We start from the raw sequence: 4,862 nt of genomic DNA, 5'->3' as shown, positions 1-4,862 counted from the left end.
ATTTTCCTGCTCGGTAACTTTTACAATTTTATCATCCTTCAATTTCATTATGCGGAAATCTCTTTTCACGCCTTCCTTTTCTTTTTTCTCTACATAAGTTCTTTTAATAATGGTGCTGATAGTGGGAGCGTAGGTACTCGGTCGGCCAATGCCCAGCTCTTCTAATTTTTTTACCAGCGATGCCTCTGTATATCTTGCACCCGGCCTTGTAAATCTTTCGGTGGCCAGCATTTGATTAAAAACTAAAACCTGCCCCACAGTTAAATTGGGTAAGCGGCTTTCATCATCATTATTTTCTGCTTCATCATCGTCACTGCTTTCTAAATACACTTTTAAAAAGCCATCAAATTTTATTACCTGTCCGCTGGCTGTTAATTCTTCGTTGTTGGTGCTGATGTTTATTTTAGCAGTTGTATTTTCTAATTCTGCATCCGCCATTTGCGATGCAATCGTTCTTTTCCAAATCAATTCATACAAACGGTTGAGATCAAAATCATCTACCGATTTATTTTCCATGTACGTGGGGCGTATGGCTTCATGCGCTTCCTGTGCACTTTCGTTTTTGTTTTTGTATTTTCGTATTTGTAAATATTTATCGCCAAAACTTTTTCCTATCTCTTTTTTAATAGCATCCAATGCTGTTTCACCCAGGTTCACACTGTCGGTACGCATGTAAGTTATCTTACCGCTTTCGTACAGCTTTTGGGCAAGCAACATGGTTTTGCTTACGCCATAGCCTAATTTACGGCTGGCTTCCTGTTGTAAAGTTGATGTGGTGAAAGGCGCTGCCGGCGTACGTTTTCCCGGCCTTACCTGTATATCTTTAACGGTATATTTTGCACCCACACAACTTTGCAAAAACTTTTCTGCATCTGTTGCCTGGTTAAACTTTCCACCTTCTGCTTTAAAGTTTACGCTGCGGTTATTCATATCCGTTGCAGCTAGCGATGCTTCAATTTTAAAACTGGCAACAGGTGTAAACTGATTGATCTCTCTTTCTTTTTCTACAATTAATTTTACCGCCACACTTTGTACACGGCCTGCACTAAGGCCGCCTTTCATACCAATCTTGCGCCACAGCACAGGGCTTAATTCAAAACCAACAATTCTATCTAACACACGGCGTGCCTGTTGTGCATTTACCAAATCCATATTTATAGTACGTGGATTTTGTACCGCTTTTTGAATGGCGGGTTTGGTAATTTCATGAAACACTATCCTCTTGGTAGTTTTTGGATCCAGCTTTAATACTTCTGCCAAATGCCAGCTGATGCTTTCTCCTTCACGGTCCTCATCCGATGCCAGCCACACTTCATCAGCTTTTTTTGCCAATGCTTTTAAATCGTTTACCACTTTTGTTTTATCGGGAGATATAATATACTTGGGTTGAAAGTTATTGTTGATATCAATACCCATATCATTTTTCTCAAGGTCACGTATGTGGCCAAAGCAACTTTTTACTTCAAAGTCTTTACCTAAAATGCCTTCAATGGTTTTGGCCTTTGCCGGACTTTCTACTATCAATAAGTTTTTTGCCATATACCCCTATCCCCTAAAGGGGGACTGCTTGTGTTTTGTTAATAAATACGATACAAATTTTTCGCTTCAATCTCCTCCATTCCCTCCTTTAGGGGAGGGGGGTTTCCACTGCAATATTAGTTTAAAATTGAAAAATCAAAATTTTTCTTCTAAAACGAAAAAATAATTTGAATATTTTAAAGGAAATTTTCGATGGCTTTTTTTACCGCAGCGTCGTGGTAAATTTTGCGGTGGCCAAGTCCTTTTGTAATAACGAAATTTATATTGTTATGGTTGTCTTCTTTAACTTTTAGTGCATCGCATAAAGGTGTAATGTCATCATCTTCATCATGCAGCCATAATATTTGTGCAGTAATATTTTTTACGGCTCGCCTTACAGAAAACCATTCGGTTTTTTTGCCGCTCATCTCAAAAATAAGTTTATCCATTTCTTTTCTTACGGCAGTATCTTTTATTTTAAGCATACCCAAAGCACCATCAATTGCCGAAGTGGTTTCAGTTGCTGGTGCAATTAAAACAATTTTGGTGTTTGCATCATGTGGTAAATTTTCCATAGCAAGGCTTAAAGCAATGCCACCAAAAGAATGTGCAATAAAACTATTGACGGGGCCATACAGTTCAATAACTTTTGCAATCATTGCACTGTACTCCACTGCATTGGTGGTGGTGCCTTCACTGTCGCCGTGGGCAGGTGCATCAAAAGATAAAACTTCGTATCCTTTTTTTACCAATGGATTTACATAACGGTCAAATTTATGTGCTGCCGAGCTAAAGCCGTGTAATATCAAAATTTTTTTTTGCTGCGGATGGTTCCAGCGGTGGCCTTTTACCGTTAGGTTATTGAGCGTAAACTTTAATTGTTCGGCATTATCGGGTTCTGCAGTACGTTTTGATTTTAAAAGTGGTGTGCAAAATAATTGAAAGGCATTTTCCGCAGCTTTTCGTTTAGATACAAAAGCTATTAAGTTAATTTTTGTTTGTATGTAAGTTATTCCTGCTTTTTGTATTAATTTCATACAACAAAGATACCTCCCGGCAACCATAAGGAAAATATTTACGTATTTCTACTGTGTAAACAAAACCCTAAAAGTTTTATTTTGCAATAAATTCTCTCTAAACAATTCAGCCTGCTTATGAAAATTGTAATTATAGGTTCTGGTAATGTAGCCACCGTATTAGCAAGATTATGCAAAAAAAATAACCACCAGGTTATACAGGTAATGAGCCGCCATACTGAAAATGCCAAAATACTTGCTGATGAACTCGGTTGCAGTTATACCAATTACGATGGCATTACTGATATTAGCGCCGATATTTACATTGTGGCGATAAGCGATGGTGTATTATTCGACTTAAATAAATCATTCAGCCTGGGCAATAAATTAATTGTACATACAGCAGGTTCTGTTTCAAAAGATGTGTTACAAAATATATCTACTAATTATGGTATTTTATATCCGTTTCAAAGCCTGCGGAAAGAAATACAAACCATTCCCGAAATTCCTTTTATAATTGACGGCAATACCAACGATACGGTTACTTTAATTGAAGATTTTGCAAAAACACTTTCGCCTTTGGTAAAACGACTGGCAGAAGAGGATAGATTTAAACTGCATGTTTCCGGGGTGTTTGTAAATAATTTCACCAATCACCTTTATGCAGTAGCAGAAGATTTTTGCATTAAAGAAAACCTGGATTTTAAATTACTGCTTCCATTAATTCAATCTACTGCAGAACGCATTAAAGAAATTTCTCCAAAAGATATTCAGACCGGTCCTGCTTACCGCAACGATGTATTTACATTAGATAAACACCTGCGGTTATTGAGTGCCCATCCTAAATTAAAATACCTGTATCTTAAATTAACGGATAGTATTATGAACCCGTAGGGCAATGGGAATTGTCAATGGTCAATTGTGAATAGGCGGTTGTCAATTGTTACCTATAGTTGAATACGGCGGAAATGTTCAATATTCAACACTCAATTTTCAATATTCAATAAAATACAGGCGCATTTAATTTGTTACATAATTGAAAAGGCGAAAAAGCATAATACTATGCATTTTCATTGAATATTGAGCGTTGTACATTGATCATTGAATATTTGTTTTATTTGCTGAGATTCTGATTACGCAAGGGAGAAATGTTCAATATTCAATAAAATACAGGCGCATTTAATTTGTTACATAATTGAAAAGGCGAAAAAGCATAATACTATGCATTTTCATTGAATACTGAGCATTGTACATTGATCATTGAATATTTGTTTTACTATGCATTTGCATCGAATAGTAAGCGTGGAGCATTGAGTATTGAGTATTTTATTTCCACGGAAAAACAATATCTGTTCTCACCTTATACGGATCAATAGGTTTGCCTGATGCGTCAATAGGATCACCCACATAAATTTCGTAGGCCATTCCGTTGGCGGTTCTTTTTTCATCTTTCATTCTTTCTTTAATGGCATCATAGCCCTGCTGTAAAAGTGTGTACGGGCCATAAAAATGTGCCATCATCACACTGTCGGTATTCATTTCTCTTACAAAAACATTTTTGGGAAATTTTGCAGGTTTTTTACTAACCGGTATGCCGGCTTCAAAAAAGTAGGGCGCTTTGCTGCTTTTGTACCAGGCAATTGGGGCGCCGGTCATTTTAAGGTTATTCTTTTTTAATACTTCAGCCAGTTTTACACCGTATATCTGGGCCAGTTTTACACTGATCCGTTCAAATGTTTTGGCACTGTCTTTCATGTATATCACTATTCTTTTTGCAGCAACAGTATCTATAATATTAATGATGGCGGGCTTTTCGGCCACCGTGGGTTCTTTTACTTTTTCAGGATTAGTTCTTACCGGTTTTACGGTATCGGTTTTGGCTGCAGTGTTTTTTTTATCACCGCTGCCGCAGGATTGTAAAATTGTAAATGAGTAAAAACTCAGTACCAAAAGTGAAAGCGCAAGACCGTTTTTCATTTTAAAAAATTTTAAAGAAAGGCGGAAATTAGTAAAACCTTTGCTGGTATACAAGTAATTTTTTTTATAAAATCATCAATATTTTCCTGTATTGGTAATTTAAAGTAGGTTTGCAATCCGAAATTTGTGAAATATGTACACGATAACATTTAAGTTTGAGCAGAAAGGACTGGTGCCGGTTACGCTTAATAATATAGAATCCGATCAATCGATACTGGAGGTGGCTTTAAAAAACGACATTGACCTGCACCATAACTGTGGCGGTGTTTGTGCCTGCAGTACCTGTCATTTATATGTAAACGAAGGCGAAGGTTTGGTAGAGGAACTGAGTGATAAGGAAGAAGATTTTAT

The 4,862-nt window shown here is 36.9% G+C and carries 5 protein-coding genes; 2 read left to right on the top strand and 3 right to left on the bottom strand.

Features of this window, described 5'->3' with window-relative positions; genetic code table 11:
• Together topA and ACY651_RS08755 are read right to left on the bottom strand one after the other, a co-directional pair.
• The coding region (gene topA / locus ACY651_RS08760) for a type I DNA topoisomerase (RefSeq protein ID WP_462251766.1) at nucleotides 1-1,539 on the bottom strand (1,539 nt) is incomplete at its 3' end.
• A gap of 176 nt (nucleotides 1,540-1,715) precedes the next feature.
• Nucleotides 1,716-2,555, bottom strand: a complete 840-nt coding sequence (locus tag ACY651_RS08755; RefSeq protein ID WP_462251764.1) for an alpha/beta hydrolase — start codon at nucleotides 2,553-2,555, stop codon at nucleotides 1,716-1,718.
• Nucleotides 2,556-2,672: 117 nt separating this feature from the next.
• On the opposite strand from ACY651_RS08755, the gene ACY651_RS08750 reads away from it, so the two are divergent.
• On the top strand, nucleotides 2,673-3,428 hold the full coding sequence (locus ACY651_RS08750) for a Rossmann-like and DUF2520 domain-containing protein (RefSeq protein ID WP_462251762.1): 756 nt from the start codon (nucleotides 2,673-2,675) through the stop codon (nucleotides 3,426-3,428).
• Nucleotides 3,429-3,860: 432 nt separating this feature from the next.
• Here ACY651_RS08750 and ACY651_RS08745 read toward each other — a convergent pair whose 3' ends face one another.
• Entirely contained in the window at nucleotides 3,861-4,511 is a 651-nt protein-coding gene (locus ACY651_RS08745; RefSeq protein WP_462251760.1) for a hypothetical protein, read from the bottom strand.
• A 133-nt stretch (nucleotides 4,512-4,644) separates the two neighbouring features.
• On the opposite strand from ACY651_RS08745, the gene ACY651_RS08740 reads away from it, so the two are divergent.
• The coding region (locus tag ACY651_RS08740) for a 2Fe-2S iron-sulfur cluster-binding protein (protein ID WP_462251758.1) at nucleotides 4,645-4,862 on the top strand (218 nt) is incomplete at its 3' end.

The sequence above is a fragment of the Ferruginibacter sp. genome (assembly GCF_031391665.1).
In the GTDB taxonomy this organism is placed as follows: Bacteria; Bacteroidota; Bacteroidia; order Chitinophagales; family Chitinophagaceae; genus Ferruginibacter.
Note: the sequence above shows the minus strand (reverse complement) of the source record. Positions and strands in the feature narration are given on the sequence as shown.